The following is a 25,481-nucleotide window of genomic DNA, read 5'->3' on the forward strand; positions in this document are numbered from 1 at the left end:
TATCTCCCCGTCACTATAAAGATGCGGAAGACGCCTGACTCGCTGCGCCTCCTGCTCCAGCGTCATCATGCGTCATCTGCGAAGCATACGCATCTCGATATTGTCGAAGGAGCTGGGCCAGCTCTGGTATATCGGCACCCGCGACCTGCCACGCGATAGTCCGGTCGATCTCACGATATCCATGGGCGACAAAATTTCGAAAACCCTTAATTTGACGCCATGGGTAATCCGGAAATGCGCTTACCACATCATCAGACAGGTGAAGAGTGTCCTCAGCAATACGATAGACGGGAGCCATAACGGCGTCATAAATCAGCTCCCCGTCTTCCGAGCGATCATGTACGAATTGTTTCTGGTCAAGCGAGAAACGCCGGAGCCGATTTGCGAGAACTTGCGCATCTTCCAGAATAACGTCAATGAGTTCGATATCGCGATCAAGCTGTTTCATAAAGCAGCACCTCATCTTGCTGAATGCGCTTTCTGAAGGCCGGCCTCATGAATTCAGGTGGGTTTGTGACAATTTCAACGGAACGACCGAGACGCTCTTCGAGAAGCTCCTGCATAGAGAGCAAATCGCTGTAATTGACGTCATGTCCGCATTCAAGGCGAACATCGACATCGCTTTGCCGTTCTTCTTCTCCACGCGCAAAGGAACCGAACAGGTATCCAGCACGCACGTCATAAGGCGCAACAGCTTCCCGCAAAGCTTCTGCTATGTCTTCAATCGTCAGCATGGGAAAAGTATATCATGCTCGTCTATTCACCCTCGTCTTGCCGGGGTTTTGTCTCACCGGCAAACCGTTACTTCTCGAGTTTGGGATAGCTGATGCCCAAGACATCTGCGAGGTTCTTGAGTGCCCGCTCTTCGGGTATGCCTGCCTCTGCCTGCTGATTCAGGTACCTTTGCATTTCCTCTTTGGTCATTTCCTGATCATCCATAATGCATTCCTTTCGGCAAGCTGCTTGGACTCACCGATTCACCTTACCATTGCCCGTATCTTCTTGTCTCATGATGCAAGGAATTACATATGACGATTCCCTCCTTCCCTAGTGCCGTGGCACGAGCTGGTAGCGACCGTCCATGCCACGTTGGATGAGGTTGTCGAGCTCGTAGGCGGCCAGCCGCCTCGAGAGCTCGCCGGGAGAGAAGTCGAAGTAGGCCGCGAGCTGCTGGGCGGAAAGCGCCTCGGCGGCAAGTGCGCGCAGGACGGGATCGTCGCCGATGAGGTCATCGCATGCGTCCCCCTCCCCCTTCGCGACCCTATCGGAAAGCAGCTCGTACATGGAATGGGCCCAGGCAAGCTCGATCGCGGAATCGAGGGTCTCGGTATCGACGATGCAATAGGCGCCCTGGGCGATGAGATGGTTGGTACCGCGCGAGTTGGGCGAGGTGATGGAGCCGGGCACGGCCGCGACGTCGCGGTTGGCGCGCAAAGCCGCATCCGCCGTCGAAAAGGTCCCGCTCGGAAGGCCAGCCTCCACGATGAGCACGAGCGCGGCAAGCCCCGCGATGATGCGGTTGCGTCGCACGAAAGTCGGACGCAGGGGCTGGGTACCCCAGGGATTTTCGGATATGACAGCACCTTGGGCATCTATGACACGTTGGAACAATTCGCGGCCGCGTTTGGGATAGGTCACGTCAGCACCCGAGCCAAAGACGACAACCGTCGGGCAACCGGCATCGAGCGCCATGCGATGCGCACACTGGTCGCAGCCCATGGCGCCACCGGAGATGATGGGAATGCCGCGCGAGGCGATATGCGAAGCGAAGGCCTCGGCGCAGGCCAGGCCATAGGGCGTCGCCTTGCGAGAGCCGATGATGGCGATGCCCGGACGCAAGGCGGCTGGGTTGCCGATACCGCGAAGCACACGAGGCGGATCGGGCGTATCGCGTAGTATGGCCGGATACTCGTCCGAGGCGATATCTATCTCGAATCGCGGGCCGTCCAATTGGCATGCATCATCCATGGCTACTCCAGATTATTGTCGACACGATACATACATGACTCGAGCAGATGCTCCTCGCGAACGGACTCGCTCTCGTCGAGGTCGGCAATCGTACGCGCCACGCGCAGGATACGCACGATGCCGCGCCCCGAGAGAAAGTGCTTGCGCGCCATGTCCTCGATGAGCTTGTGACCGGCAGTGCTGAGTCCGCATGACTCGATCACCTCATGTGGCGTGACGTTTCCAAGCGACTCCGCACGCTCCCCGCGCCAGCTCGCACGCTCGCGTGCCGCACGTACCTCGCCGGCGATCTGCGCCGAGCACGTGCCCTTGCCGCTCTCCAACACGCGTGTGGGATCGACACGGGTGACCTCGCATATGAGGTCGATACGATCCTTGAGCGGACCGCCCAGTTTTGCCTGATAGTGACTCACCTGGTTTTCGCTGCAACGGCAGGCGTGCGCGGCATCACCTAGAAAACCGCAGGGACAGGGATTGGAGGCGGCGATGAGCTGAAAGCGCGCGGGAAAGACCGCACGCGAACCGACCCTACTCACGACAACCCTGCCATCCTCGATGGGCTGACGCAGGGCCTGCAAGGCACTGTTCGAAAACTCGGCGAACTCATCGAGGAACAGCACGCCGTTATGGGCGAGCGACACTTCGCCTGGCCGCACGTTACCTGAGCCGCCACCGACGAGCGAGGCGACCGTCGCCGAATGATGCGGTGCGCGAAAGGGACGTACGCCCGACGTAATGGTATGCAGATCGAGGCCGGCGACCGAGTGAATGAGCGCCGTCTCGATGCGCTCCTCCTCGTCAAGCGGCGGAAGTATGCTTGGCAAGCGTTTTGCCAGCATGCTCTTGCCCGCACCGGGAGGCCCAATGAGCAGAGCGCCGTGCCCGCCTGCCGCCGCAATCGTGAGAGCACGCACAGCGAATTGCTGGCCGACGACATCACGATAATCGAGTTGCTCGACGCCTACCCCAGCCTCAAGCGTGTCGGGAGGAGAGAACGACGCAGATCGCAGCTGGGCAAGATGATCGATGCATACGTGGTCGAGCCCGCCGAGCTTTGGCATGCACGTCGCATCGGATGCGGATAGCAGGCGCAACTGGTCTCGTTGAGCACCGATGGCGTATGCGAGCAGACCGTCAACGGGGCGCACGGCACCATCAAGGGCAAGCTCTCCTACGGCCAGGGTCTCCTCGACACAAGCCGGATCAATCTGTCGCGTTGCAAGAAGATATGCGATCGCGATGGGCAAATCGAATCCGGAACCGCTCTTGCGCACGGTGGCAGGAGCCAGGTTGATGACCACGTGACTGGCCGGCATATCGAAACCGGCTGCCCTTACGGCACTCCGCACGCGCAGACGTGCCTCCTGCACGGACGCATCGGCCATGCCGACGATGTGCCAGCCAGGCAATCCCGGCCCGATCTCGATCTCGACCGTAACGGGAACGGCTTGGACGCCATAGAGGGCGCAGGTGGGAACGCAGGCGCGCACAGTCCTAGAAGCACTCATTGAAGCAACCCTTGTGATGGCGCAGGAGCGCGCGATGAGGCGCCGTGACGCAAATCGCAATGGCATCGAAACGGACGCTGCTGTTGTCATCCCAGTCATCGGTCACCATCATGTAGCACAGCGCGATGCGTTCGTAGCGACTCTGCTTGTTACGCGTAATCGCCTCTTCGGGAAGCCCGGCCTCGAGACTCTGACGCGTCTTGACCTCGACGAAGCACAGAGTGCCCTCCGGATCGCGAGCGATGATGTCCGCCTCGCCGAAGCGACAGAACCAATTGCGCTTGATGATCTCATACCCACGCGATTTCAAATAGCGGACGGCGGCCTCCTCCCCCTTCTTGCCGAGCTCCTGACGTGACTCGATATGGCCTTCCTGCTCGTAGGGATCCCCGCAGAACTCCTCGGGCGAGATATCGAAACTGCGATCAGGAGGTACGCTCGGTGCGCGAACGACCACTTCGGCATCTTCGTCTGCTGTCTCAGCCTCGCCTTCATCGTCCTCAATCTTGCCTTCGGCGAACTCGAGCAAATCCCCGTCGATATCGCATGCAGATCCATCGCCGCATTCGTCACCACGGGCTTTCTTGTCATTAATCATGTCATGCTCGTCATCTGGTACTTCCCCGTCATTTCCGGGATATGCAATCTGCGCTTTTGCGGCCATGTTCATCCTTTCTCGCCAAACTACCGTGGGGGAAATTCTTTCAGGCAAATCCAACAAAAACGCCGAATGTTTCTGGTCAAATCACCGAGCAAACACCCATCGGTTCAAGACCCCTCTCTAACGAAAATCGGAACGAATCCGGATACGATTTGCGCTATGCACAACACGCGTACCGTGGGATACTGAGCATGTGAAACGACAGAGCGGAGGGTTCATGAAAGAGGAGCGCGCACAGTACATTGCCGATATCCTGGCGTTGGATGGAGACGTCAACGGGCGAGAAATGGCACGTGCCTTCATCGCCGACTCAGATGTCTGGGTTCACGGCGCGCCTGCGCCATTTCCCTACGTGCCATACCTCTTCAACAAGGAGGACCGCGCTTACATCGCCGATCAAGTCACGACCATGCACCGCATCCTCTGCAAGGTGATCAGACGCTACCTTGACGACGAGTCATATCGCGAGCTCTTTCACTTTCCCGAGGAGTTACATCGCCTCATCATGCTGCCTTGCGACTATGACGACCTTCTGCCCATGGCGCGCTTCGACCTCTTCCTGAACGAGGAGGATCTCAGCTACAAGTTTTGCGAATTCAATACGGACGGCAGCGGTGCCATGTCGCGCGACTACATGATCGGCAAGGCCCTCATGCAAGGCGCAGCCTATAAGCGTTTCGCGCAAAATCACGAGCTCAGGCAGTTCGAGCTCTTCGACAGCTGGGTCGAGTCGTTCATGCGCATATACGAGTCGCGCCCCAGTGCACGCCCCCATCCCACCATCGCCGTCACCGATTTTCGCGAAAGCGGGGTCTTCAGCGACTTCAATCGTTTCATCGACGCATTCCAGAAGGCGGGCTACGACGCGCGCTTCACCGACATACGCGACTTCGAGTTTGACGGCGAGCATCTCATCGACTCGACCGACGGATGCATCGTCGACGCCATATACCGGCGAGCGGTCACGAGCGAAATCCTGCAGCATCCCGGCGAATGCGACGGTCTCATCGATGCGGTGGCTGCAGGTAAAGCCTGTCTCATCGGACATTTCCGCACGACGGTCGTGCATTCCAAGGAAGTCAACATCGCCCTGTTCGACGAGCGCACACGCGCGTTCTTAACCGAGGAAGAGGCCGCCTTCGTGGACGCACACGTGCCACGCACCTATCGCCTCGAAAGTGGCGTGAACGGCTTCACGCTCGATGAGGTCAAGAGCGACAAGGACGCCTGGATCATCAAGCCGGCCGATGACTACGGCGCACACGGCGTCTATCCCGGCGTGGACTTTGACCAGGAACAATGGGAGCACATCGTGGATGACAACCTCGATGCCGGCTACATCGTGCAGGAGTTCTACCAGCCACCCCGCGTCGATATCATCAACACGGTCATCGATGACGATGACCCCTGCCTCGTCGAGTCATGGCAGTCGATGCCCGGCGTGTATCTCTACGAGGGCAAGCCCGTGGGTTTCTACTGCCGTCTGGGCAACGAGGGCGTCATCGCCATCGACCACGGTGGTCTATGCGCGAACAGCTTCGCCGTCGACTAATCGACGGCGAGCTCGGCAGCGGTCTTGAGGCGCTGCTCGACGACATCGCGATCCAGAAGTTCGATGGACTCGAAGAGCGGTGGGCTCACCATGTTGCCGCACACGGCAACGCGAATCGGCTGAAAGACGAACTTCGGCTTGGCGTCGAGCTTCTCGAGCAAGCCGCGCAGCGCAGCCTCGATGCCCTCGACCGTCCACTCGCAGTCGTGCAGTACGGCAGCAGCCTCGATAAGGGCGGTCTTGGCGCCCTTATCCTCCTTGCGCAGCACCTTCTCGACGCTCTTCTCGTCAAGTTCGATATGCTCGTCGAGAAGGTAGGCGATCATGGGAACGGCCTCGGTCATGAGCTTGACGCGCTCGCTCACGAGCGGATAGATGCGCTCGATGCGGGGACGCAGCGCCTCGACACCGGCCTCGTCCGCGGCATACCCCGCCTCGATGAGATACGGGGCGATGGCGTCGACGAAGACCGCAGGACCCATCTGCTGGATGTACTGGCTGTTAATCCACTCGAGCTTATCGTAGTCGAGCGAGCTCGGGTTCTTGCTGATGCGCTCGAGCGTGAAGAGCTTGGCCATCTGCTCGCGCGTGAACAGCGTGGTCTCGCCGTCAGGCGCCCAGCCGAGCAGCGCGAGATAGTTGAAGAGCGCATCGGGCAGGTAACCCATATCGCGATATTCCTCGACGCTTGCAGCGCCGTGACGCTTGGAGAGCTTCTTGCCATCCGGACCGCAGATCATCGGCAGGTGGGCAAAGGTCGGCGTGGGATAGCCGAGGGCCTCGTAGACGAGGACCTGACGTGGGGTGTTGGACAGATGGTCATCGCCACGGATGATGTGCGTCATCTTCATGTTCACGTCATCACAGACGACCGCGAAGTTGTAGGTGGGCGTGCCATCGCTGCGCACGAGGATCATGTCATCCATGAGGGCGGCATCGAACTCCGCGTCGCCGTGGATGACGTCGTGCACGACGATGGTGCCGCGGTCCTCGGGGACCTTGAGACGCCACACATGGGGCTCGCCCGCATCGATGCGCTTCTGGGCCTCCTCGCGGCTTAGGCTGCGACAGGGATCGGGCTCGTTGGCAGCACCGGCCTGTACAGCCTCGCGACGCGCCGCGAGCTCCTCGGACGTGCAGAAGCAAGGATAGACGTTGCCGCTCTCCTTGAGCTGCTCGAGGGCCTCCCTGTAGGTGTCGAAGCGCTCGGTCTGCATATAGGGACCATAATCACCACCGATGTGCGGACCCTCGTCCCAATCAAGGCCGAGCCACTTCATCGCGCGAATGATGAGGTCGATGTTCTCCTTCGTGGAGCGCTCGGGATCGGTGTCCTCGATGCGCAGGACGAAGGTACCCCCCATCGCGCGTGCAAACGCCCAGTTATAGATGGCAGTGCGTGCACCGCCAATATGCAGCTTGCCCGTCGGCGACGGGGCAAAGCGAACTCGAACCTCACTCATATCGTTTCCATTCCTCGTACTCATTCTAAAAAGAGGGGATAACGCCGTGCGCTATCCCCTCTCGACTGACGTGCAGTTGAAGGAGCGTTACTCGCCGAGCTCAATGCGAGCAAACGAGACGACCTTGATGTCGTCGCCAATCTCCTTGGCGCACTTGGCAATGTAGGCGCCGACGGTGATGTCCGGATCCTTCACGAATTCCTGCTCCACGAGGCAGTTCTCCTTGTAGAACTTCTCCATGCGGCCCGTGGCGATCTTCTCCTGGATATTCTCGGGCTTGCCGGACTCGGCGGCCTGCGCCTTGTAGATCTCAAACTCATGCTCGCGGATGTCCGCAGGCACGCTTTCCTTGTCAAGCGACACGGGATTGGTCGCGGCAATCTGCATGGCGACGTCCTTGCCCATGGCCAGGAAGCGCTCGTCGGTGGCCGTGGCCTCGTTGTCGAAGGTAAAGCCCACGAGAACGCCGATGCGGCCATTCATGTGGATGTAGGGAACCAACGCGCCCGTACCGTCGATCTCGAGACGCTTGAAGTTCGAGATCTGCATGTTCTCGCCGATGATGTGGATGGCCTCGGTCAGCGTATCGCCGACTTTCTCGCCCTCGTACTCGCTCTCGAGGAGCTCGTCGACGGTGGCGGGATTGTTATGGACGACGGCACGCGTGAAGGTGTCGCAGTAGTCCTGGAACTTGTCGGTAAGTGCGACGAAATCGGTCTCGCAGTTGACCTCGACGACGGCACCCTTGCGCGCATCGTTCTTGCAGACGGCAACGTTGACGCGGCCTTCGTTGGTCGCACGGCCGGCCTTCTTGGCTGCCTTGGCAAGACCGTGCGTGCGCAGCACGTCAACAGCCTTCTCGAAATCGCCCTCGGCCTCGGTGAGGGCCTTCTTGCACTCCATCATGCCGGCTCCGGTAGCCTCACGGAGCTCCTTGACCATCTTTGCGGTAATCTCTGCCATTATTCTGCAACCTCCTCGGTCTTCTCTTCGATCTCTTTAATGGTTGACTCGGAAACCTCGACTCGCTCGGAAATCTCCGGTTCCTCGGGAATCTCGGGAACGGCCTTGTCCTCGGCCGGTGCGTCCGCGGTCATCTCCTGCTCGGTAACAACCGTGCCAGAACCAGCGATGAGCGCATCGGCGGCGAGCTGGCACAGCAGGTTGACCGAACGGATGGCATCATCGTTTGCGGGAATGCCGTAATCGATATCATCCGGATCGGCGTTGGTATCGATCAGACCCACGATGGGGATGTGCAGGCGATGCGCCTCGCGCACGGCGTTATCCTCGTGCTTGGTGTCGACGATGAACAGCGCGTCGGGAAGGTCGTGCATGTTACGGATGCCGCCCAGCGCGAGCTCGAGCTTGGTGTGCTCCTTGTTGAGACCGGCCTGCTCCTTCTTGGTGTACGCGTCGAAGCGGCCATCGGCCTTCATGGCCTCGATCTCTTCCATGCGCTGCACGCGCGTGCGGATCGTGGCGAAGTTGGTGAGCATGCCGCCCATCCAACGGTAGTTGACGTAGGGCATGCCGCAGCGCTCGGCAGCGGTCTTGATGGGCTCCTGGGCCTGCTTCTTGGTGCCGACGAAGAGAACCTTCTTGCCAGCGGCGCCCAAGTTGTAAAGGAAGCTATACGCATCGTCGATGGCGTAGAGGGACTTCTTGAGATCGATGATGTAGATGCCGTTGCGCTCGCCGAAGATATACGGCTTCATCTTCGGGTTCCAGCGGCGGGTCTGATGGCCGAAGTGAACGCCGGCCTCCAGAAGGGACTTGATGGACACAGTTGTAGCCATTGTGGGTAAACCTCCAGTTTTCGTTAGTCCTCTGCTCGGATCATCGCCGTGCTGCCCGCAACCCCCTTCGAGGCCACTAGCGGGGCGGCTCCCCTCGCATGTGAAATAAAAGCTACTGCCATGCGTTTTCGCACAGCTTGCCAATTCTATCTCTGCCATAAGACGCATGCAAGGATTAATTACGTGCCCCCGCTGTCATTTCGACCGGAGCCGCCGTCAGGCGGCGTAGTGGAGAAATCTCCTCTGACACGATCCGATGAAACGTGAGGGGCGAGATTTCTCGACTCCGCTCACTACGTTCGCTTCGCTCGAAATGACAAGGGAGGGCCCGCTGCGTTCGCTTCGCTCGAAATGACAGAAGCGACATGCTACCATTACCTAACACCTATCGGGAGCTGCGCGACAAGGTGCGGCTGAGAGGCGAAGTTATTCGCGACCGACAAGACGGTTCCGGTAATGCGGGGCTGGAAGGGATTGCCATGGACAACACCATACTCATCATTGCCGCATCGGACAGCTGCGCCGGAGCGGGCATCGAGATCGACCTCAAGTGCGCCGCCGCGCACGGCGTTCACGGCACCTGCGCCATCACGGGCGTGACAGCGCAAAACACCTACGAGGTCACCGCCATCCAGAGTATCGAGCCGACTATCGTGCAGGCGCAAATCGAGGCGGTCTTCGCCGACATGCCGCCGGCGGCCATCAAGATCGGCATGCTGGGAGACGCAGGCGTGGCCCAGGCAGTCGCCACATCACTTGTCGAGCACCCGGAGGTTCCGGTCGTGCTCGACCCCGTACTCGTCGCCACGTCAGGCGCGACGCTCACGGAGGCAAGCGTTTTTGAGCTCGTGCGCGATACGCTCATTCCTCGTGCGACGGTGGTAACTCCCAACATCCCGGAGGCAACCGAACTCACGGGCGTCGAAGTACGCGATTCCGAGAGCATGGGGCACGCAGCCCGCGCTTTTCTCGATTCCGGCGCAGAAGCCGTGCTCATCAAGGGCGGGCATGATCAGGCAGACCTTCTCGTCGATCGTCTGTACGTCGGCGATGAGGTCCACGAATTCGTCTCGCCGCGCCTGCCAGGGGAATACCACGGCACCGGTTGCTGCCTCTCGACCGCAATTGCCTGCAACCTCGCATGTGGCAAGCCCCTTGTCGATGCGGTCCGTGACGGTCACGACTTCATCGCCCGCGCACTCGTCCAACCGCTTGCGCTCGGACACGGAACACAGGTGTTCGACCCGTTGCGCGCATCGAACGTCTGGAAGCGCACGGCTCTCTAGACAAGATTGACCAGAGCTCAAGACAATCCGAAAGGACGCGTATGAAACCCGCCATCGATTACACGCTCTATCTGGTCACCGACCGTGACCTTATGTCGACCGACACCCTCGTCGAAGCCGTCGAGGCGGCCTGTGCAGGCGGCGTGACCCTCGTGCAGCTGCGTGAGAAGCACGTCACTCGCGAGGAGTACAAAACGATCGCACGCGATGTCAAGCGCATCTGCGATGCATATGGCGTCCCGCTTATCATCAACGATGATCCAGCGGTTGCCGCCGCCGTCGGCGCTGCCGGCGTTCATGTGGGACAAGAAGACCTCGAAGCATCGCGCGTGCGTGACATCGTGGGTCCCGATGCCATCGTGGGCGTATCTGCCGCAAGCGTCGCAGAAGCGCAGGCGGCCCAGAAGGCGGGTGCCGACTACCTGGGCGTCGGTGCCATTACCCCCACCGCCACCAAGCCCGAGGCCGGCGTGTTGACCATCGAGGAGCTACGCGAGATCGTCAACTCCGTCGACATTCCCATCGTTGCCATCGGCGGCGTGAACGCCCAGACCATACCTTCGCTTGCTGGCTTGGGACTTGCCGGTTACTCCATCGTCTCCGCCATCATCGCCGCTGATGACATCGAGGCGGCAAGTCGCGAACTACGCGAGCTCATCGACGAGAGTGAGCGCGCATGAGCGGCACCTGCCACATCGTCTGTGCCGGTCCCGGGGGACGTGACAGGGGGACGGGGGTTCTGTCACGCGAACCCAGCGTGACAGAACCCCCGTCCCCCTGTCACGTCCCCCCTGTCAAGCCCGGTGACTTCGTCATCGCCGTCGATGGCGGCTTTGCGCATTGCCTTGCCGCCGCGCTCGAGCCTGACCTCTTCGTAGGCGACCTCGACAGTCTTGCACCCGAGCTCGTGGGACTCATCACCTGCGGGCGCATCGAGCTGCCCTGCGACAAGGACGACACCGACACCATCTACGCATGCAAGGAGGGCCTGGCACGTGGATACACGAACTTCGCCCTGCACGCGGCACTCGGCGGAGATGTCGGTCATGAGCTTGCGAACATGCAGACCCTCGCCTTCCTGCACGAACATGGCGCAAGCGGCGTACTATACGGGGACTCCCAGCGCGTGCATCTCGTCACGTCATCCGATGAACCGCAAGGATTTTCGGCACCGCCAGGAACACGCGTCTCCGTACTCGCCTTTGGGGGCGATGCCTACGGCGTCACCGAACGCGGTCTGCAATGGGAGCTTGAAGATGCCGCGCTGAGCTGCGCCATACCCCTCGGGGTAAGCAACCGTAGCTGCCGGGAGCAGTTTCAGATTGGCGTGCGCGACGGTATGCTCCTCGTCATCGTCGGATAAAAACGTTACAAAACGCCGTCCGTATCATATAGCGCCTGTGCCAACCAGCCCAAATGGAGTATCTTATAGAGCACGTACACGCGCGAGAGAATGGGAAGCACATGCCTTACGTGAACTGGCAATATGACACCCTCAACACCTTCTGCAACGACGTCTTCAAGGCGTTCGGCTTTTCCGATGAAGACAGCGCTGTTATCAGCGACGTGCTCCTCACCGCAGACCTCTATGGCATCGAGAGCCATGGTATGCAGCGCATGGTGCGTTACCACAAGGGCATCGAGAAGGGTACCATTCACGTCGACGAGACCCCCGAAGTCGTCTTCGAGACGCCCGTCTCGGCTACTATCGACGGCCATTCCGCGATGGGCCAGATCATCTCGAAATTCGCCATGGACCTTGCCATCGACAAGGCCAAGAAGAGCGGCATGGCCATGGTGACCGTGCGCAACGGCAACCACTTCGGCATCGCCGGCTACTACACCAAGATGGCCTGCGACCAGGGACTCATCGCCATCGCCTGCACCAACTCCGAGGCCATCATGGTTCCCACCTTCGGACGCCAGGCCATGCTCGGCTCCAACCCCATCGCCATCGCCGCCCCGGCAGACCCCTACCCCTTCTGGTTTGACGCATCGACCTCCGTCGTCACGCGCGGCAAACTCGAGATCTACAACAAGAACGGCGAGCCCCTGCCGCCCGTCTGGGCCCTTGACGCCCAGGGCGAGCCCACCACCAACGCCCCCGACGTACTCGCGAACATCGTCGGCAAGAAGGGCGGTGGCATTATGCCGCTCGGCGGCGCGAGCGAGAAAACCGGCAGTCACAAAGGCTATGGCTGGGGCATGGTCTGCGAACTGTTTTCCTCCATACTTTCCATGGGCAACACCTCGGACGAGTGCTGCACCTTCGATGACAAGACGGGTATCTGCCACGGCTTCATCGTCATCGATCCGGCTATCTTCGGCGATCCCACCGAAATCAGGGCCCATCTCTCCGACTACCTCCAGAAGCTGCGGGATAGCCCCGTGGCGCGGGGTGCCGAGCGCGTCTGGACCCACGGCGAGAAGGAGCACTTCAACGAAGAGCGCCTGCGCAAGGAGGGCATCCCCGTCAACGACAACACGATGATCGAACTCGCGAACCTCTGCTCGTATCTTGGCCTTGACTTCGACGCGTACTTCACCGGATACGAGCTGCCTCAGGACACCGACTTCTTCGAAGGGAACTACTAGGCATGGCACAGGGAAAACACGCCAGCAGGTCCGGCAGACGCCGCGGATTCCTCATCGCCGAGATTATCTGCATCATTGTCGTCATCGTATGCGCCGTGCTCATCTTCATGCAGGTCAGCAAATACTGGACCGCAAACGAGGAGTTCAACACCATCACGGAGGAATACGACCGCAACCCCAATGCGCTTGTGACGGATAATCCCAATTGCGTGGGCTGGATCAAGGTTGCCGACACGCGTATTGACTATCCCGTCATGTACACGCCCGATGACCCCGAGTACTACCTGCATCGCAACTTCGAAGGCGAGTATTCGTCGGCTGGCACGCCGTTCTTGGGCAAGGGCTGCCTGCTCGATGGCAATAGTTCCATCATCTACGGTCACAACATGAACGACGGCAGCATGTTCGCGAGCCTGCGCAGTTTCGACAACCCGGACTTCGGCCTTTCCCACGTAATCGACTACAACACCATCGAAGGTGCAACGGGCTTCGGCACCTATCAACTCCTCGGTTGCTGGTACGAGGACCTGACAGCGCCCAGCCCCTATCGTTATTGGGATCAGGTCGGCGAACTTTCCGAGCAGCAGTTCAACGACTACGTGGCAAACGTCAAGCAACTCGCCATGTACGAAACGGGCATAAGCGCAAACTACGGTGACGACTTGCTCGCACTTTCGACCTGCAGTTACGGCACGGCCGATGAGCGCTTTGTGGTCGTAGCCGTGAAGCAGTAAGGCCAGAAAACCCTAGTGGTGACGGAAGCGCCGGTAGTTATCCAGATAGCCGGCGAAGTCCGATGAGGTGTCGGAGTTACCGATGGCCCACATCTTGTGGTCGATGATGGTGGACTCGAACCCGTAGTAGGCGTCGATATAGGCGATGAGCTTATCCAGCGCGGCAAGCTGGGCCTCGGGATAGTAGCCCTGGCCGTTCCAGTGCACCATCTCGATGCCGATGGAGCAGAAGTTCATGCCGTAGTTAGTGTCGACGCTGCCGTCGTAAGGCCACTCGCGCACGCCGAACTCATGGTTGAATCCGTCGTTGCCCCAGCCGGCATGGTGGGCGACGTAGTCCATGTCGACGCACTGGACGATGGAGCCGTCGAGGCCGACGACGAAGTGCGATGCCACGCCAGCGCCGTTATAGAGCCAGCCATCCACCACGTTCATGGGGTCGCCTGACCCTTCCGTGTCATGGAGCACGATGTAGCCCTGCCAATCCGCTCCCTTGTAGTTGTAGGTCAGTGCAGGCTGCAGGTACTCCGTAATACTGAGCTGGGAGCGTAGGGCAGCAGCCGACGGAGCCGTGCTCGATAGCAGCTGCCCTTCGCCTGCGGCATACCAGGCGACACCCTCACCGCGCCATCCGACGCGCACGAGGGAGCTGTGCTCGTCGTAGGACATGGTGTAGTTGTGCGAGCCGGAGTTGTTGTGGATGGCCTCGATGTTCACGTTGGGATTGAATTGGCGATACAGGGGTTTGTCCTTGGTTACGTCCTCGGAATACCACCCAATGCCCTCATAGCGCCAACCGGAAGCGATGAGACTGTCGCGCTCATAGGAACTCGTCGTGTAATGGTGATCGGTACCCGAGTACAAGCGGTAGACCGGCGTGCTCGAGGTCTCGGGCGCAACCCAGCCAATGCCCTCGTAGCGCCAGCCGGCATTGACGAGGCTGTCACGCTCGACGGTACTGGCCGTGTAGAAATGCTCACCGGAGTTGCGGTTGTACATGCGGTACATGTCCACCGGGGCCGTCGTAGAGGTAGCGGACACCTGCGCCTCGAGAGCGTTATCGGCATCTTGCATCGGAGAGGCAAAGGCCTGGGTGACCGTCCCCACCCATGACAGGATCGTCAAGAGAGCCACGGCAAATGCGAGCGCCAATGCATCATGAACAGCACGCCTTGTCGATGTATTCATGGGTGTCATCTCCTTCCAATGGCGGGAATTACGCATGAGATTCCCGAGAGCTTCAGCCTGTAGGTGGATAACACGGATGATACGCCCTGCTTTCGTTCCGCCTCAAGGAACGATTGATGGCATATTGTCGGACGCAAAATGGTACGTCTCGAGTGGCCTATAGCTCAAGATATCTTGAGTACCTTGTTTAGGGTGGTAATTAGGAAACAGCCATGTATAGACACCTCTTAGTAGCCAGTAATCCATATGATTCTACATGATCCCTTCGGACACGCCCTCCCGGTATACACAATAAGGCCGACGTGCAAAGAGGAAGCTGGCCTAGAGGTAGAAAGCGGCTCCACCTGGATTGTCCTGAATGCCTCCGCATGGGAATCGACAGAGGACGAGGGCATGAGGGACCTGCTCGAGTATGTGTATAATGGCACCGTAGCGAAAGATGACCACCTCATCGAGGAAATCGACGAGGCGGTCTGCGCCATCAACCACGACGAGGATTGGATACGCATGTTTTGGTCCGTGAGCACCGTCGAGGAGAACGCCGAGCGCAGGGTGCGCATCGCCAAGCGCGAATTCGCACGCGAAGCCGCACGCGAGGTTGAGCAAAAGGTGCGCGAAGCCGAGGAGAAATTGCGCGAAAAGGTACGCGAAGAAGTGCAGAAGGCATGCGAAGAGGCATGCGAAGAGGCGCGTGAAGAGGCGTTGGCTGAAGGAGAAGCCCGTTATAGCGCCCTTGTCACCAAACTCGCACGCGAAGGTCGTCTGGAAGAGCTCGCAGCCGCCGTCGAAGACCCCGCGAAGCTCGATGCCCTCTTCGCCGAGTTAGCCGAGCCAGCATAAGATCTACGACACGCGGCCTCTATCCCAGCAGCTCGTGACCATAGTCCGTGCGACCCATGGAGCGCGGGGCAAGCTCATTCAGAATCATCTGCAAATCGTCGCTGGGCATGTCCGTGAAGCTCAGCTCCTCGCCGGTGATGGGATGCTCGAAACTCAAACGCCATGAATGGAGAAACTGCCGGTCGAGCCCCATCTCGCTATGCTCTGCGGCATTGCGGTTGCGCGCTTTGGCCGTCGCGGCGCGCCCGTAGAGCGGATCTCCCACGACGGGATGGTGCGTGTAGGCCATGTGCACGCGAATCTGGTGCGTACGTCCCGTGAAAAGGTGGCATTCGAGCAGGCTGTAGCCGTCGTCATAGCGATCGGCCTCGAAGCGCTCAAGCACCTCGAAGGTCGTGATCGCCCCCTTTGCATTGGGGGCATCGCTCACGGCCATGCGCGTGCGATCGGTCACATGTCGGGCGATGGGCGCATCGATCATGCCCGTGTCATGACCCAAGGAACCATGAACGAGCGTGAGGTAACGTCGGTCGATGTTGCGCGTGCGTATGCCATCCTGCAGACGGGCGGCCGCCAGGTCGGTCTTGGCCGCGAGCATGAGGCCGCTCGTGTCGCGGTCGAGCCTATGCACGATGCCCGGCCTGTCCTCGCCCTGCACCTGGGCGAGATTGCCGATACCACAATGGGCGACGAGGGCATTTACCAGGGTATCGCCATAATGCCCCCGCGCCGGATGACACACGAGTCCTGGTTGCTTGGAGAGCACGATGAGGTGCTCGTCCTCGTAGCGAATGTCCAGGGGGATGTCGTAGGCAGCCTCGATTACGCCACCTTCGCCGCTACGGGGTGGAATCTCGATGTGGACCTGATCGCCAGCGACCACGATGCGCTTCTTGGTCGTGGGCTGGCTGTTAACGAGTATGCGACCGGACTCGATGAGGCGCACGGCAGCCGAGCGCGAAGCGAGTTCATCGATGCCGAGGGAGGCCACGAAGACGTCAAGGCGTGTGCCTTGCTCGTCGACACTTACCTCGTGATCGAAGACGTTCGTCATCACCCCTCCTCCTCATCGGCGTCGGAGAGCACGCCCGTGAAGATGATGGCGACGAGAAAGAGAATGACGCCGCAGGTTACGCAGATATCGGCGACGTTGAAGACGGGAAAGTCGATGAAGGTGAAGCGGATGAAATCGACGACGTAACCCGTGGTGAGACGATCTATGCAGTTACCGATGCCACCGGCGACCACGAGCGCGAGCGCCGTGATCTCCAGGGCATTATGACGCTTGCCCACAACAAGCCAGATGATGACGGCGGCGCATATCACGATTGCAATCGCGATGAAGATGGCACCGCTCCCCTGTCCCATGCCAAAGGCCGCGCCGGCGTTGTGCACGAGCGTGAGGTCGACGAGCCCGAAATCGGGGCCGGCAGCGCCTTGGCGCAAATGATCGACCGCCCAGGCTTTGGCCAGGCGGTCGAGGGCGACCATCGCAATCACGATGGGGATGAACAACACGAATGTCCGCTTACGCGACACCTATGTGCTACTCGAGGGTCTCGAACTCGAGGCCAAACACGACGTCATGGCAGCGCTCGCACAAACCGTCGGGACCAAGCTCGCGGTAGTTCCAGCAGCGGGGGCACTTCTCGCCGGGTGCCGGCGATACACTCGCCACGAAGCCATCGGCATCATCGGACTCCTCGAGCTCGACGGCCGACACGATGAAGACCTCGGCAAGCGTATCGAGGCCGTGGGCAGCCAAGGCCTCGATGAGCTGCGTGTTGCCCATGATCGTCGCGGCGGCCTCCTGGCTCTTCGTGAACATGCCGTCGTTTCGCGCCTCCTCGATGGCCTTCATCACGGCATCGCGAGCCGCCATGACCACCTCGTAGGAAGCCAAGAGTTCCTCGCGCTCGGCGACCGGCAATTGCGGGGCGAAGTCCTCTGCCGCGGGCCATCCGGCCAGCTGGACAGATGCCACGCGGCCATCCTCCATCATGCCCTCGGGGTACTTCTCCCACACCTCGTCGCAAGTGAAGGTCAGGATGGGGGCGAACTGGCGTACCATGGCCTCGAGCATGTTAGCAAGCACGCTCTGGGCGCTGCGACGCTCGACGGAAGCGGCAGCGTCAGCGTAGAGACGGTCCTTCACCGCATCGAAGTACTCGGACGAGATACTGACGATGAAGTCGTACCAAGCACGATAGGCGCTATGGAAGTGATAGTCCTCGTAAGCCTGCGTCGTCTCCTCTACGAGCGCCTGCAGGCGGGCAAGAGCCCACTTGTCAAACTCGAGCATCTCGTCGGCAGAGACGTAATCCTCGTTGGTGAAGTCGTTGAGGTTGCTGAGTAGGTAGCGGAACGTATTGCGAATACGACGGTAGGCATCCGAAGTGCGCTCGAAGATGGTGTGACTCACGGACATGTCCTGCGAGTAGTCGACCGAACCCACCCACAGACGCAAAACGTCGGCACCGAACTCCTTGCAGACCTCGAGTGGGTCGATGACGTTGCCAAGGGACTTGGACATCTTGCGGCCATTCTCATCGACCGTGAACCCACAGCTCACGACCGTCTTGAAAGGAGCCTCGTCATAGGCTCCCACGCTCGTGAGCAGCGAAGACTGGAACCAGCCACGATGCTGGTCGGAACCCTCGAGGTACACGTCGGCCGGACGATGCAGGTACGGACGAGCCTCGCAGACGCTCGTGTGCGACACGCCGGACTCCCACCAGACGTCGAGGACGTCCTTTTCGGGCTCGAGGTCATGGCTGCCGCAATTGGGGCAGCACACGCTCGATGGCAGATAATCCTCGGGGGCAGTGGTGTACCAGGCATCGGCACCCTTGGTGCGGAATAGCTCGATGACGGCATCGAAGCTTTCCTCGTTGGCGACAATCTCTCCACAGGATTTGCACTTGAAGACCGGGATGGGCACGCCCCAGTACCGCTGGCGGCTGATGCACCAATCGGGACGCTCCTCGACCATCGACCCGATGCGGTTGGAAGCCCAGGCGGGAATCCAGCGCACGTTATCATCGATTTGCTCGAGCGCCCTTTCGCGCAAACCCGTCTTGTCCATGGAGACGAACCATTGCGTGGTCGCGCGGAAGATAACGGGATTCTTGCAACGCCAGCAATGAGGGTACGAGTGAGTGATATCCTCGCGGGCGATGAGCGCGTTGTCCTCGTCGAGCCACGCGATGATGTCCTCGTTGCTGGCGACGGCATCCTTGCCAGCCCAGGGGCCACCGCCCTGCATGAACGTGCCATCGTCATCGACGGGCATGATGACGGGTATGTTGAACTTGAGGCCGACCTCGTAGTCATCGGCGCCATGGCCGGGAGCGGTGTGAACCGCACCGGAACCCGTATCCAACGTGACATGATCACCGTAGATGAGGGTGCCCGTCATGTCAGCATGAATGGGATGCTTGTATGTAGCGCCTGCCAGGTCGACGCCCTTCACGACGAAGGGCTCGCCGTCCTTCTCGACGACTTCGTAGCCCGACCAACCCGCCTTCTCGGCGACGCTTTCCAGCAACTCGCGGGCAAGCACGAAGTACTCGCCGCGCACGCGCACGGCAACGTATTCCGCATCCGGATTGAGGCTCACGGCAGCGTTGGCAGGAAGCGTCCACGGGGTGGTCGTCCAGATGATGACCGACATCGCCGCGTCATCGTGCATGACCGGCTTGAAGGCCTCGGGCACCTCGGTAAAGCGGAACTTCACGAAGATGGAGGGGCTCACCTCGTCGGAATACTCGATCTCGGCCTCGGCGAGCGCCGTGTGGCAATGCGTACACCAGTGGATGGGCTTGCGACCACGGTAGATCGCCCCCGAAAGATAGAGGTCCTTGAAGACCTCGATGTTTCCCGCCTCGTACTCGGGCGTGAAGGTAAGGTAGGGGTTGTTCCAGTCACCGGAAACGCCAAGACGCTTGAAACCCTCGCGCTGGCCATCAACCTGCTTCTCGGCATATTCACGGCAGATCTTGCGGAAGGTGGGGACATCAATCTTGGCCATCTTCTCGGGACCAAGCTCCTCCTCCACCTTGTTCTCGATGGGCAGGCCATGGCAGTCCCAGCCGGGAACGTATGGCGCGTAGTAGCCGCGCTGCGCATGATACTTGACGATGATGTCCTTGAGCGTCTTGTTGAGCGCATGGCCGATGTGAATGGGTCCGTTGGCATACGGCGGCCCGTCATGCAGGACGAAGGACTCGTGCCCCTCGTTATGGGCGAGCACCTTGTAGTAGAGGTCCATGTCCTCCCACTTCTTGAGGCGCTCCGGCTCATGCTGGGGCAAACTCGCCTTCATCTTGAAGGAAGTCTTGGGGAGGTTCATCGTATGCTTGTAGTTTGGCGTATCAGGCATTTTCGTCTCTCTTGATTTAATCGGCTTCGATGGGGTCTACATTCCCTGCTCGAGATGCTTGGAGATGTGCTTGCTCAAGGTCTCCGAAAGGTCGGCGAGCGCGGTAGTGGGCATGATGACGCGCGCAACGAGATGCGCTGGGACGTCATCGCCCTGCTTGTTGGCATGGTCGACGTAGAGGAAGTCAATGCGGGACTCGGCATTGGTCGTACTCACGATCGAGGCATTGGCATATACGCCGCACATGCGGTCGGGGCTTGCCTGGATGTTGAAGCGGACCTGCTTGTTCTTCTCGGCCATGGTGGTGTCCTTTCGTCGATATGTAACCCCCGATTCTAACGCAAGAGCCATGGCGAATCAGCAACAGTTTATGGCGAGGGCAAACCTCGACGGTCGCTTCCCGACGACCCGCTACGCGGGGCCAGTCGCCGGACATGCGATGACGAGCCTCGACGGTCGCTCCCCGACAGCCCGCTTCGCGGCGCGCGTTGGCAGGCCGCCTCGCGTCGATGGTCGCTTCCCGACGGCCCGCTTCGCGGTCCTTACGGCGCGCTCCCTTAGGCCTCCGCTCGACGGTCTGCCAACGCATAGTCATCTAGTGACCAATTGTTGAGCGCGTGTGATGAGTGCTTCGCGTTCGTTGAGCACGTCGCCATCGACAACCTCATTCAAAAGCACCTGCAGCACATGACCGATAACTGGCCCGGGTTCCATACCAAGCGCGATCAAATCCGAACCGTTAATCGCAAGGTCCTTCACGCCGAAGACAGGCTCGGCGTTGAGCTGTTCGTCCATGAGTTTCTCGGCCTTGGCAAACGCTATGCTCATGGGACTGTCAACCATCTGCCCGCGTCCGATGCCGCTCTTGTCGCAGCGACGGATGGCGAAGAGATCCTGGGCACGTTTGGGGCCATGCTTGAGCAAAAAGCGACGCATGGCCTTGGGGGTGTCGGGGATCGAAAACATGTGATGACGCACCACCTGTGTGACTGTCTCGCATTCGGAACGGGGCAGCTTCAGACGGCGGCAAACTTCTGCGGCGACGGGCTCACCCACCTTCTCGTGCCCATAGGCATGGCCCTTGCCCTCTTCGTCGATGGTGAGACAGTGGGGCTTGCCGATGTCATGAAGCAGCAACGCGAAACGCAAGGTCGCCTCCATGTCCGTCGGCGCTGCCTCAAGAGCATGCAGGGTGTGTTCCCATACGTCATAGCGATGGAAGGGGTTGCGTTGGTCAAATTCGAACTCGGGCTCGAGCTCGGGGATGATGGTGAAGACCACATCGTTGTAGGCGCGTAGGACGTCGACGGCATAGGGTCCTTCGAGCAGCCCGCGAAACTCGACCCAGATGCGCTCGACAGCAATGTTGTCGAGCAGGCCCCGCAGCTCGTGCATCGCATCCGAGGTCTCGGGCTCGATGGTGAACCCGAGCTGGGCGGCAAAGCGCAGGCCCCGCACGATGCGCAGGGCATCTTCGGTGAAACGCTCACGTGGATCGCCCACGGCGCGCAAAATGCCTGCCTGCAAATCGGCCTGGCCGCCAAAGTGGTCGACGAGACCGCGCGCAGGGTTGTAGGCCATGGCGTTTATCGTGAAGTCACGACGAGCCAGGTCGCCATCGATGCGGTCGAGGAACTCGATGGAGTCCGGGTGGCGCCCGTCGCTGTAGACGCCGTCCGCGCGATAGGTCGTGACCTCGAAGGGCTCGTGGTCGATGATGACGGTCACGGTGCCATGCGCGATGCCGGTATCGATCGTCTTGAGGCCCGCTTTGGCAGCTGCGGCCTTGATCTGATCGGGCTTGGCGGAGGCGGTGATGTCCCAATCGGCGGGCGTGCGGCCCATGAGCGCATCGCGCACACAACCGCCCACGACATAGGCCTCGTGGCCTGCCGCTTCGAGCAGGTCGAGAATGGTCCGGGCGCTCTGTGGAATCTCGATGTCCATGAGGATATGGTACATCTTATGACGTGTGTGTTGGTAGCCGGGTGCGTGTCGCGCTGCCCGACGAACAGAAGCTCCGAAATCGCGAGACGATCTTGCGAGGACTGTTTGAGCGCGCCGCTCTTGCGCGCGAGTTCCGCAGCAGTCTCGCGATTTTGGAGCTTCGGGTGCGAGTCATTGGCAAGCGACACGCGTTCGGCGACCGTAAGCCCCTCGGCTATGCGCTCCTGCGCCAGCGGGTGAGGCGGCGTTCGACGATGTCGAAGGCCTCGTAGAGCAGCACGCCGAGCAGCGCCATCGCCACGATGCCGGCAAACATGCGGGCGTATTCGAGCAGCGACCATGCATGCATGATGTAATAGCCCAGGCCGCTCGAACCTGCCATCGACTCGGCGATGAACAGAATCGCGACAGCCGTACCGCAGGTGATGCGCAGAGCGGTGAACAGGTCGGGGATGGTCGCCGGGAAGATGACGTCACGATAGATGGCAAACTTGCTCGCGCCAAGCGAGCGCATGGACTCGACCGCACCGGCTGGCACGTTCTTCGCGGCATCGCGCATCGTGACCATCATCTGGAAGAACACGGCAATGGCGATGAGCACCACCTTGCCCTCCCCTCCCAGGCCGAAGAGCACGAAGAGGACGGGCAGAAAGACGATCTTGGGAACGGGATAGAGCACGTAGAGCACGGGGCCGAAGATAGCATCAGCGCGCTCGGAGCGGCCGACCCACAGGCCGAGCGGCACGCCGAAGAGCGCTCCGATGGCCATCGAGAGCAGGATGCGCCCGAGGCTCACCATGAACTCGGGAGCGATCTTGCCGATGTTGTCGGCGAGCGCGGGTAGCGTCGCTGCCGGCGTGGGAAGCGCGGGCGAGGCGATGAGCGCCGCGCACACCCACCACAAGACGATGACGAAGATGGTGCCCCACACATACCCCAAGGCCTTACGCATGGCACGCCTCCTCGTCCTCGTGAGCATGCGTTGCATCGCGCAGCAAGGCGCGAATCTCGTTGCAGAGCTCGTAATACGCGGAGCTGCCACGATAGGCGGCCTGGCCCATCGCGGGGTTATCGAGCACGCCGACCACATGGCCGGGGCGCGCGCTCAACACGACGATGCGCTGCCCGAGATACACCGCCTCGTCGATGGAGTGCGTCACGAGCAGTTGCGCATAGCCTTCCTTCTGCCACAGCTCGAGCAGGGTGTCTTGCAGCTGCTCGCGCAAGAGCGCATCGAGCGCGGAGAGCGGCTCGTCCATGAGCAGCAAGTCGACATCGAGCGCGATGGAGCGCGCCAGGGCGAGACGCTGCTGCATGCCGCCGGAAAGCTCGCCAGGATAGGCATGCGCGAAGTCGGCAAGGCCGACGAGGCCCAGAGCCTCACGCGCCTTTGCCTCGCGCTGCTCGCGGTCGACGCCGCGTACCTTGAGGCCGAGCTCGGCATTGGCGAGCACCGTCTTCCAGGGCAGCAACCCGAAGTCCTGCAAGATGAGCGCCGTCCTCTGGCGTGGCTTCGTGATGGGCTGGCCATCGACGAGCACCTCGCCGCTTGAGGGGCGCACGAGCCCGGCGGCCATTTGCAAGGTGGATGACTTGCCGCAGCCCGAAGGCCCGATGATGGCGAGCGATTCGCCCGCATCCACGGCAAGGCTCAGGCTCTCGAGCGCAAGCAGCCCATCAGCACCATGACGCTCGTCGTCATAACGCAGCGTCACATCGCGAAACTCGAGCTTATGCATCGGCCGCATCGTCCTTGCTGCAGGCAGCCTTCTTCACGGCGTCGGCAACGGCACTGGTCAGCGGTACGCTGAACAGCGGCTTGACGCCCGTGTGCAAGGCAGCGGCACCGAACATGAACGGACGCGCGCACGCCGAGATAAGACCACAGTCTTCGAAGAGGCGCACGAGCTCGTCTTTGCGCAGGAACTCCTGCGTGCTCTCGTAGAGCCAGTCGTACTCCTTGCGATGCGAGATGCCACCGCCGAAGAGCGTCATGACGTTCTTGTAATAGAACTGGTAGAAGGGCTGGATGACGGTGCTCTCGGGTACGGAGGCATCGAGGCAGGCAACGACGCCGCCAGGCCTCGTCACGCGGACCATCTCGCTCACGACTTGCTCGTAGTCGGGCGTGTTGCGCAGGCCAAAGCTGATGACGGCAGAGTCGAAGGTATTGTCATCGAAGGGCAGCTCCATGGCATTACCCTCGACGAGCATCACGTTGGGCAGGGCCTTCGTGCGCTCGCGCGCGACATCGAGCATATGCGCGGAGAAATCGAGCCCGCAGACGAGTACATCGGGGTTTTTCTCGGCGAGCATAGCGGTGATGTCGCCCGTGCCACAGCACACGTCGAGGATGAAGCCCGCGCGCTTGGCGTTCGTGCAGGGCTTGAGCGCGGCGTCGCACAACGCGCGCTTCCAGAGGCGATGCATGCCGAGACTGATGCGGTCATTTGCCGCATCGTACCCATCGGCAATCGATTCGAATACACCGTGCACGTGTTCCTTGGCCACAACACTCCCCTCCTCGCAATATCGATGCACCATGATAGCGGATTTGGAAAGTGACGGATGCTGCGCTAGATGAGCGACACCATCGCGGCGAGGACGAGCGCGCCGTTGAAGAAGAGGTTTGCCTTCATGACCGCGCCCATGGACGGACCGCGGACTTCGTGCGTAAGCGGCGTGGTGAGCAGGAAGCGCACAGCCCCGATGCCAAACACCAAGGTCACGCACGCGGCCCAGAAGCCGGCGTTGAAGTACCAGAACGCACAGTGCAGCACGATGGCAATCCAGAGCACGACGAAGACGCGATAGACGATGACGCTGCGCGAGCGGCCGAGCACGACGGGAAGCGTCTTTCGTCCGACGGGAATGTCGCGCTCGATATCGCAGTTGTTCTGCGTGGCCATGACCATACCGATGCTGATGACGAAGGGCGCGAGACACGAGACGAGGCGCAGCCAATCGACAGGCCAGGGCATGCCGAAGAGTCCGGCATCCGGATACGTATGCGCGGCGAAGATGCAGATGTCGGCCGCCGGAATGAGCGCGCCCATGACCACACCGCTCACGAGCTCGCCAAGCGGAAAATACGAGATAGGCAGCTTGCCACTCGAATAGCATACGATGAACAGCGCGCCGACAGCACCGATGACGAGCGGAATCGCGCTTCCCGACCACAGCACGCAGATGATCCCGCAGACAAGCGCGACTGCCATGTACGCAAGGCCGAGTATGAGCACGGAACGCGGGTTGGGGTTGCTGTAGACGAGTACGGCATCGGTGGGATCATCGGAGTTCTCGACCGTGTCCGTGCCGGCGCGATAGTCGGCCCAATCGTTCAGGGTGTTGACCGCGGATTGCGCGAAGACGGCGACCGCAAGCAACAGACACCAGATGAACGGCGAGAAGTCATAGCCGCAAGCGATGGCATAGACACCGCCGAAGACCGTCGTGAGCACTGAGGGGCCGGGCCAGGTATGCGGCGCGGCGAGACGCACGCACATGAGCGGTGTGAGGGACTCGTATCTCGTCGTCGGTGCGGAGGCTGCCATCGTTT

At 60.6% G+C, this 25,481-nt stretch carries 25 protein-coding genes; 7 read left to right on the forward strand and 18 right to left on the reverse strand.

Features of this window, described 5'->3' with window-relative positions:
- Window positions 1-13: 13 nt before the first annotated feature.
- The 5 genes from DBY20_05310 to DBY20_05330 form a co-directional block, all read right to left on the reverse strand.
- Window positions 14-463, reverse strand: a complete 450-nt coding sequence (locus tag DBY20_05310) for a hypothetical protein (protein PWL79284.1) — start codon at window positions 461-463, stop codon at window positions 14-16.
- Window positions 435-734 (reverse strand): hypothetical protein, encoded by a 300-nt coding sequence (locus tag DBY20_05315; protein ID PWL79285.1) that lies wholly within the window; start codon window positions 732-734, stop codon window positions 435-437. Before DBY20_05315 ends, DBY20_05310 begins: the two co-directional genes overlap by 29 nt.
- 313 nt (window positions 735-1,047) lie before the next feature.
- Window positions 1,048-1,968, reverse strand: coding sequence for a DNA-protecting protein DprA (gene dprA / locus DBY20_05320; GenBank protein PWL79286.1), 921 nt, complete (start codon window positions 1,966-1,968; stop codon window positions 1,048-1,050).
- Window positions 1,969-1,970: 2 nt separating this feature from the next.
- A complete protein-coding gene (locus tag DBY20_05325) occupies window positions 1,971-3,476 on the reverse strand; it encodes a magnesium chelatase (protein PWL79287.1) in 1,506 nt (501 codons plus the stop codon).
- Window positions 3,463-4,146 (reverse strand): YraN family protein, encoded by a 684-nt coding sequence (locus DBY20_05330; GenBank protein PWL79288.1) that lies wholly within the window; start codon window positions 4,144-4,146, stop codon window positions 3,463-3,465. The genes DBY20_05325 and DBY20_05330 overlap by 14 nt, the downstream gene beginning before the upstream one ends.
- Window positions 4,147-4,354: 208 nt before the next feature.
- Here DBY20_05330 and DBY20_05335 point away from each other — a divergent pair, with 208 nt between their 5' ends.
- Window positions 4,355-5,689, forward strand: coding sequence for a hypothetical protein (locus DBY20_05335; protein ID PWL79289.1), 1,335 nt, complete (start codon window positions 4,355-4,357; stop codon window positions 5,687-5,689).
- Here DBY20_05335 and DBY20_05340 read toward each other — a convergent pair.
- The 3 genes from DBY20_05340 to rpsB form a co-directional block, all read right to left on the reverse strand.
- Window positions 5,686-7,152, reverse strand: a complete 1,467-nt coding sequence (locus DBY20_05340) for a glutamate--tRNA ligase (protein PWL79290.1) — start codon at window positions 7,150-7,152, stop codon at window positions 5,686-5,688. The two genes, DBY20_05335 and DBY20_05340, sit on opposite strands and share 4 nt — an antisense overlap.
- Window positions 7,153-7,239: 87 nt before the next feature.
- Complete coding sequence (locus DBY20_05345; protein PWL79291.1) at window positions 7,240-8,115, reverse strand: elongation factor Ts; 876 nt, start codon at window positions 8,113-8,115, stop codon at window positions 7,240-7,242.
- Window positions 8,115-8,951: a 30S ribosomal protein S2 gene (gene rpsB, locus DBY20_05350; protein ID PWL79292.1), complete on the reverse strand. Its 837-nt coding sequence runs from the start codon at window positions 8,949-8,951 to the stop codon at window positions 8,115-8,117. The genes DBY20_05345 and rpsB overlap by 1 nt, the downstream gene beginning before the upstream one ends.
- A gap of 365 nt (window positions 8,952-9,316) precedes the next feature.
- Between rpsB and thiD the strand changes: the two genes are divergently transcribed.
- The 5 genes from thiD to DBY20_05375 all read left to right on the forward strand — a co-directional run bounded on the left by thiD (window position 9,317) and on the right by DBY20_05375 (window position 13,566).
- Entirely contained in the window at window positions 9,317-10,237 is a 921-nt protein-coding gene (gene thiD, locus DBY20_05355; protein PWL79293.1) for a bifunctional hydroxymethylpyrimidine kinase/phosphomethylpyrimidine kinase, read from the forward strand.
- A gap of 41 nt (window positions 10,238-10,278) precedes the next feature.
- Window positions 10,279-10,917, forward strand: coding sequence for a thiamine phosphate synthase (gene thiE, locus DBY20_05360; protein ID PWL79294.1), 639 nt, complete (start codon window positions 10,279-10,281; stop codon window positions 10,915-10,917).
- On the forward strand, window positions 10,914-11,600 hold the full coding sequence (locus DBY20_05365) for a thiamine diphosphokinase (protein PWL79295.1): 687 nt from the start codon (window positions 10,914-10,916) through the stop codon (window positions 11,598-11,600). Before thiE ends, DBY20_05365 begins: the two co-directional genes overlap by 4 nt.
- A 101-nt stretch (window positions 11,601-11,701) precedes the next feature.
- Entirely contained in the window at window positions 11,702-12,832 is a 1,131-nt protein-coding gene (locus DBY20_05370) for a malate dehydrogenase (GenBank protein PWL79296.1), read from the forward strand.
- Between the two features lie 2 nt (window positions 12,833-12,834).
- Window positions 12,835-13,566 (forward strand): sortase, encoded by a 732-nt coding sequence (locus DBY20_05375; GenBank protein ID PWL79297.1) that lies wholly within the window; start codon window positions 12,835-12,837, stop codon window positions 13,564-13,566.
- Between the two features lie 12 nt (window positions 13,567-13,578).
- Here the strand turns inward: DBY20_05375 and DBY20_05380 are convergent, their stop codons facing one another.
- Complete coding sequence (locus tag DBY20_05380) at window positions 13,579-14,754, reverse strand: hypothetical protein (protein ID PWL79298.1); 1,176 nt, start codon at window positions 14,752-14,754, stop codon at window positions 13,579-13,581.
- 393 nt (window positions 14,755-15,147) lie between these two features.
- Between DBY20_05380 and DBY20_05385 the strand changes: the two genes are divergently transcribed.
- The gene (locus tag DBY20_05385) at window positions 15,148-15,594 is read left to right on the forward strand and encodes a hypothetical protein (protein PWL79299.1); all 447 of its coding nucleotides are present in this window, start codon (window positions 15,148-15,150) and stop codon (window positions 15,592-15,594) included.
- A 19-nt stretch (window positions 15,595-15,613) separates the two neighbouring features.
- Here the strand turns inward: DBY20_05385 and DBY20_05390 are convergent, their stop codons facing one another.
- The 9 genes from DBY20_05390 to DBY20_05430 all read right to left on the reverse strand — a co-directional run bounded on the left by DBY20_05390 (window position 15,614) and on the right by DBY20_05430 (window position 25,476).
- Complete coding sequence (locus tag DBY20_05390) at window positions 15,614-16,648, reverse strand: RluA family pseudouridine synthase (protein PWL79300.1); 1,035 nt, start codon at window positions 16,646-16,648, stop codon at window positions 15,614-15,616.
- Window positions 16,648-17,112 (reverse strand): signal peptidase II, encoded by a 465-nt coding sequence (gene lspA, locus DBY20_05395; GenBank protein ID PWL79301.1) that lies wholly within the window; start codon window positions 17,110-17,112, stop codon window positions 16,648-16,650. Before lspA ends, DBY20_05390 begins: the two co-directional genes overlap by 1 nt.
- 28 nt (window positions 17,113-17,140) lie before the next feature.
- Window positions 17,141-19,975 (reverse strand): isoleucine--tRNA ligase, encoded by a 2,835-nt coding sequence (locus DBY20_05400; protein PWL79302.1) that lies wholly within the window; start codon window positions 19,973-19,975, stop codon window positions 17,141-17,143.
- A gap of 36 nt (window positions 19,976-20,011) precedes the next feature.
- Entirely contained in the window at window positions 20,012-20,326 is a 315-nt protein-coding gene (locus DBY20_05405; GenBank protein PWL79303.1) for a hypothetical protein, read from the reverse strand.
- Window positions 20,327-20,566: 240 nt separating this feature from the next.
- Entirely contained in the window at window positions 20,567-21,937 is a 1,371-nt protein-coding gene (locus DBY20_05410; protein ID PWL79304.1) for a tRNA nucleotidyltransferase, read from the reverse strand.
- Between the two features lie 199 nt (window positions 21,938-22,136).
- Window positions 22,137-22,874, reverse strand: coding sequence for an ABC transporter permease (locus tag DBY20_05415; protein ID PWL79305.1), 738 nt, complete (start codon window positions 22,872-22,874; stop codon window positions 22,137-22,139).
- Window positions 22,867-23,670 (reverse strand): ABC transporter ATP-binding protein, encoded by an 804-nt coding sequence (locus DBY20_05420; protein ID PWL79306.1) that lies wholly within the window; start codon window positions 23,668-23,670, stop codon window positions 22,867-22,869. Before DBY20_05420 ends, DBY20_05415 begins: the two co-directional genes overlap by 8 nt.
- Window positions 23,654-24,466 (reverse strand): ubiquinone biosynthesis methyltransferase UbiE, encoded by an 813-nt coding sequence (locus tag DBY20_05425; GenBank protein ID PWL79307.1) that lies wholly within the window; start codon window positions 24,464-24,466, stop codon window positions 23,654-23,656. Before DBY20_05425 ends, DBY20_05420 begins: the two co-directional genes overlap by 17 nt.
- A 32-nt stretch (window positions 24,467-24,498) precedes the next feature.
- Window positions 24,499-25,476, reverse strand: a complete 978-nt coding sequence (locus DBY20_05430; GenBank protein ID PWL79308.1) for a prenyltransferase — start codon at window positions 25,474-25,476, stop codon at window positions 24,499-24,501.
- Window positions 25,477-25,481 lie beyond the last annotated feature (5 nt).

The sequence above is a fragment of the Coriobacteriia bacterium genome, from assembly GCA_003149935.1.
In the GTDB taxonomy this organism is placed as follows: domain Bacteria; phylum Actinomycetota; class Coriobacteriia; order Coriobacteriales; family QAMH01; genus QAMH01.

Bases quoted from the DNA above. Each gene is read 5' to 3' on its own strand.
- DBY20_05310 (PWL79284.1), bottom strand. From the start codon at position 463: ATGAGGTGCTGCTTTATGAAACAGCTTGATCGCGATATCGAACTCATT.
- DBY20_05315 (PWL79285.1), bottom strand. From the start codon at position 734: ATGCTGACGATTGAAGACATAGCAGAAGCTTTGCGGGAAGCTGTTGCG.
- dprA (PWL79286.1), bottom strand. From the start codon at position 1,968: ATGGATGATGCATGCCAATTGGACGGCCCGCGATTCGAGATAGATATC.
- DBY20_05325 (PWL79287.1), bottom strand. From the start codon at position 3,476: ATGAGTGCTTCTAGGACTGTGCGCGCCTGCGTTCCCACCTGCGCCCTC.
- DBY20_05330 (PWL79288.1), bottom strand. From the start codon at position 4,146: ATGAACATGGCCGCAAAAGCGCAGATTGCATATCCCGGAAATGACGGG.
- DBY20_05335 (PWL79289.1), top strand. From the start codon at position 4,355: ATGAAAGAGGAGCGCGCACAGTACATTGCCGATATCCTGGCGTTGGAT.
- DBY20_05340 (PWL79290.1), bottom strand. From the start codon at position 7,152: ATGAGTGAGGTTCGAGTTCGCTTTGCCCCGTCGCCGACGGGCAAGCTG.
- DBY20_05345 (PWL79291.1), bottom strand. From the start codon at position 8,115: ATGGCAGAGATTACCGCAAAGATGGTCAAGGAGCTCCGTGAGGCTACC.
- rpsB (PWL79292.1), bottom strand. From the start codon at position 8,951: ATGGCTACAACTGTGTCCATCAAGTCCCTTCTGGAGGCCGGCGTTCAC.
- thiD (PWL79293.1), top strand. From the start codon at position 9,317: ATGCTACCATTACCTAACACCTATCGGGAGCTGCGCGACAAGGTGCGG.
- thiE (PWL79294.1), top strand. From the start codon at position 10,279: ATGAAACCCGCCATCGATTACACGCTCTATCTGGTCACCGACCGTGAC.
- DBY20_05365 (PWL79295.1), top strand. From the start codon at position 10,914: ATGAGCGGCACCTGCCACATCGTCTGTGCCGGTCCCGGGGGACGTGAC.
- DBY20_05370 (PWL79296.1), top strand. From the start codon at position 11,702: ATGCCTTACGTGAACTGGCAATATGACACCCTCAACACCTTCTGCAAC.
- DBY20_05375 (PWL79297.1), top strand. From the start codon at position 12,835: ATGGCACAGGGAAAACACGCCAGCAGGTCCGGCAGACGCCGCGGATTC.
- DBY20_05380 (PWL79298.1), bottom strand. From the start codon at position 14,754: ATGAATACATCGACAAGGCGTGCTGTTCATGATGCATTGGCGCTCGCA.
- DBY20_05385 (PWL79299.1), top strand. From the start codon at position 15,148: ATGAGGGACCTGCTCGAGTATGTGTATAATGGCACCGTAGCGAAAGAT.
- DBY20_05390 (PWL79300.1), bottom strand. From the start codon at position 16,648: ATGACGAACGTCTTCGATCACGAGGTAAGTGTCGACGAGCAAGGCACA.
- DBY20_05400 (PWL79302.1), bottom strand. From the start codon at position 19,975: ATGCCTGATACGCCAAACTACAAGCATACGATGAACCTCCCCAAGACT.
- DBY20_05405 (PWL79303.1), bottom strand. From the start codon at position 20,326: ATGGCTCTTGCGTTAGAATCGGGGGTTACATATCGACGAAAGGACACC.
- DBY20_05410 (PWL79304.1), bottom strand. From the start codon at position 21,937: ATGTACCATATCCTCATGGACATCGAGATTCCACAGAGCGCCCGGACC.
- DBY20_05415 (PWL79305.1), bottom strand. From the start codon at position 22,874: ATGCGTAAGGCCTTGGGGTATGTGTGGGGCACCATCTTCGTCATCGTC.
- DBY20_05420 (PWL79306.1), bottom strand. From the start codon at position 23,670: ATGCGGCCGATGCATAAGCTCGAGTTTCGCGATGTGACGCTGCGTTAT.
- DBY20_05425 (PWL79307.1), bottom strand. From the start codon at position 24,466: ATGGTGCATCGATATTGCGAGGAGGGGAGTGTTGTGGCCAAGGAACAC.
- DBY20_05430 (PWL79308.1), bottom strand. From the start codon at position 25,476: ATGGCAGCCTCCGCACCGACGACGAGATACGAGTCCCTCACACCGCTC.